The sequence below is a fragment of the Caulobacter sp. B11 genome (genome assembly GCF_002737765.1).
GTDB lineage: Bacteria > Pseudomonadota > Alphaproteobacteria > Caulobacterales > Caulobacteraceae > Caulobacter.
In genome coordinates, this window is sequence record NZ_PEGG01000329.1 from 1 (window position 1) to 3,362 (window position 3,362).

The 3,362-nt window shown below is 73.7% G+C and carries 1 protein-coding gene and 1 pseudogene; one reads left to right on the forward strand and one right to left on the reverse strand.

The annotated features are described in order from the left end of the window. Nucleotides 1-2,714, forward strand: a pseudogene (locus CSW58_RS12120) (chromosome segregation protein SMC); the annotation flags it as partial. A gap of 68 nt (nt 2,715-2,782) precedes the next feature. Here CSW58_RS12120 and CSW58_RS12125 read toward each other — a convergent pair. Continuing rightward, on the reverse strand, nt 2,783-3,169 hold the full coding sequence (locus CSW58_RS12125) for a DUF6481 family protein (protein WP_099447456.1): 387 nt from the start codon (nt 3,167-3,169) through the stop codon (nt 2,783-2,785). Between the last annotated feature and the right edge of the window lie 193 nt (nt 3,170-3,362).

A 3,362-nucleotide genomic window follows, 5' to 3' on the forward strand; every position in this document is an offset into this window, starting at 1 on the left:
GACCCGCACCCAGGACGAGGCCGTGGTCGCGGCCCGGGCCGTGGAGGACACCGCCCGCGAGGCCGCCGCCGCCCAGACCGCGATCCTGGCCGCCGAGGCCGCCATGCCGCCGCTGCGCGAAGAGGCCTCAATCGCCCAGGCGGTGCTGGGCCAGCTGGCGATCCAGAAGGACCGCGCCGAACGCGAGGCCCAGGCCGCCGCCGCCGAGTTCGCCCGGCTGTCGGCCGACCTGGCGCGGATCGACGCCGACCGGACGCGCGAGGCCCAGGGGCTGGAGGACGCCGTCGCGGCGTTGACGCGACTCGAGGCTGAGCTGACCGAGGTTCGCGACCTGATCGCCGCCGCCCCCGAGCGGGGGCCCGAGCTGGCCGCCGCCGCCCAGGCCGCCGAGGCGGCCCGTGCCGCCGCCGAGGCGGTGGTTGAGGATCTGGCCGCCCGCGTCGCCGCCGAAGACGCCCGGGCGCGCGCCGCCGCCCAGCGGCTGTCCGAATCCGAGGCGCGACTGGCTCGAACGGTTCGCGCCCTGGACCAGGCTAGGAGCGAGCGCGCCGCCTTGGGCCCGGAGACCGATCCGGCCGCCGCCGACGCCCGCCAACGGTTCGCCAACGCCCAGGCGGGCCTGGCCGCCGCCCGGACCGCGCTTGAAAAGGCCGAGGGCGACCGCGCCGTCGCCGCCCAGGCCGAGGCCATGGCCCGCGATCTGGCCCGCAAGGTCGAGGACCAGCTGGGTCGCCTGCGGACCGAGGCGCGCGGCCTGGCTCAACTGACCGCGCCGCGCGGCAAGAGCGGCTATTCGCCCGCCCTCGACGCGGTGACCCCCGAAAAGGGCTTTGGCGCGGCCTTGGCCGCCGCGCTGGGTGACGATCTGGAAGCCGCCCTCGACAGCCGGGCGCCCTCCTATTGGGGCGGAGCCGAGGCCGGCGCCCCGGCCTGGCCGGACGGCGCCCAACCGCTGGCGCCCTTGATCAAGGCCCCGCCGCAGCTTTCGGCCCGCCTGGCCCAGGTCGCCCTGGTCGCGCGCGCGGACGGTGATCGTCTGGCCACGGGCCTGCCCGTGGGCGCGCGTCTGGTGTCCCGCGAGGGCGACCTTTGGCGTTGGGACGGCTTTGTCGCCCGCGCCGATGCGCCCAAGCCGGCCGCCGTGCGGCTGGAGCAGCGCACTCGCCTGGCCGAGGTCGAGGCCGAGGTTGATCTGGTCGGCCCGCGCGCCGAGGCCACGGCGGCCGCCCTGAAGGCCGCCGCCGACACCCTGCGCGCCGCCGAGGAGGTCCTGCGCGAGCGTCGCCGAGGTCCTCCCGAGGCCGAGCGCCTGCTGACCGGGGCCCGCGAGGCGGTTGACCGGTTCGAGCGTGAGGCCGCCCGCCGCGAGGCCCGCGCCCAGTCGCTCGACGAAACCATCGCCCGTTTCGAGGCCGAACGGCTCGAGGCCGAGACCGCCCTGACGGCCGTACGGACCGAAAGCGCCGCCGCGCCCGACGCCGCTGACCTCGCGCCGCAGCTGGCCCAGGCCCGCCAGGCGGCGACCCAGTCCCGTGAAGCCGCCGCCCAGGCCCGCGCCGCTCTGGATGTCGAGACCCGCGAGCGCTCCGGACGCCAGCGGCGGCTCAGGGCCTGCTGAGCGCGATCAGGCCGACTGGACTCGGCGGCGCGAAGGCGGCGACCGCAGGATGGCGTTGGAGGCCGAGCGCGCCAAGGCCGCCGCCGCCCTGGAGGCCGCGCGTGAGGCGCCGGCCCAGCAGGAAGCCCAGCTGCTGGTGCTGCTGGACCAGTTCGCGGCCGCCGAAGCCCGCCGGGCTCGCGCGTCCGACGCCCTCGAAGCGGCCGAGACCGCCCGCCTGACCGCCGATCGCGCCGCCCGCGCCGCCGAACAGGCCGCCGGCGAGGCGCGCGAGCGCCGGGCCGCCCTGGTCGCCCGCCTGGACGGGGTGCGCGAGCGGTTCGCCGAGATCGCCGGCCAGATCCGCGAGTCGGTGCGGATGGAGCCCGAGGAACTGGGACGTCATATCGCCGGTGAGGCCGTGGCCGTGCCGACCGGGGCGGCCGGGGTCGAGGCTCACCTGTTCGCCCTGGAGCGCGAGCGCGACTCCATCGGGCCGGTCAATCTGCGGGCCGAGGAAGAGGCGCAGGAATATGCCGCCCGCCTGGAGACCATGCGCGTTGAACGGGCCGATCTATCCGGCGCGGTCGGCAAGCTGCGGGCCGGGATCGAGGAACTGAACGCCGAGGGCCGTGAGCGGCTGCTGGCGGCGTTCGAGGTGATCAACGGCCACTTCCAGACCCTGTTTCAGGCCCTGTTCGGCGGCGGTCAGGCCGAGCTGCGGCTGATCGAGAGCGACGATCCGCTGGAGGCCGGGCTGGAGATCTTCGCCTGTCCGCCCGGCAAGCGCATGGCCAGCATGAGCCTGATGAGCGGCGGCGAGCAGGCCCTGACGGCCAGCGCCCTGATCTTCGGGGTGTTCCTGGCCAATCCGGCCCCGATCTGCGTGCTCGACGAGGTCGACGCTCCGCTCGATGACGCCAATGTCGATCGCTATTGCAACATGCTCGACGAGATGCGCCGGCGGACCCGCACCCGCTTCATCGCCATCACCCACAATCCGGTGACCATGAGCCGGATGGATCGCCTGTTCGGGGTGACCATGGCCGAGCGCGGCGTCAGCCAACTGGTCAGCGTCGATCTTTCGACGGCCGAGCGGATGGTCGCGGCGCAGTAGACGCAAAAAAGCCGCCGCCTCTCGTGGATCCGAAAGGCGGGCGGCTTAAGCGGTCTGGAACAACCCGATCAGGAGATCAGGCTGCCCCATTCGCGGGCGCGGGCGCTTTTGGAGGTCGGGCCGCCGGTGGTCTGGCGATCCTTGCGCGCGGCGTACTTGGCGTCGCGGGCGGTCTTTTGCTCGGCCACGGTCAGAGCCTTACGCTCCTTGCGCTCGGCGCGCTTGGCGGCCAGGGCCTCTTCCTGCACGGCGAGGGCCGCGAGGCGTTGGGCTTCCTTGGCTTCAGCGCGGGCCTGGCGCACGGCGTCCAGTTCGGCCTGGCGAACGGATTCGCGCTGGTCGAAATTGGGGTCGGTGACGGTGGGTTTCGGCTTCAGTTTGGCCAGCATGGCCTTTTTGGCTTCGGCGGCGGCGGTGATGCGGTCGGCAAAGCCGGTGTTCTTCAGATGCGACATGAATCTTCTGATTGAGGGACGGACGGCTTTCTAAGACCTGATAAATGGCCAAAAAGCAAATCACGATCCCACTGAGAGACGGCGCGCCGAGGGTGTCCGGTGGGTGGACGCGGTTCCGCGCCGCAGGGCGTCCCAAGCGCTCGGCCCGCCATCGCCGTGGTCAGGGGTCGTGGTCAGGGGCCGCGGACGGTCG

What these genes read in the sequence shown, in the direction of transcription:
- CSW58_RS12125 (WP_099447456.1), bottom strand. Translation starts at nt 3,169, where the DNA reads ATGTCGCATCTGAAGAACACCGGCTTTGCCGACCGCATCACCGCCGCC.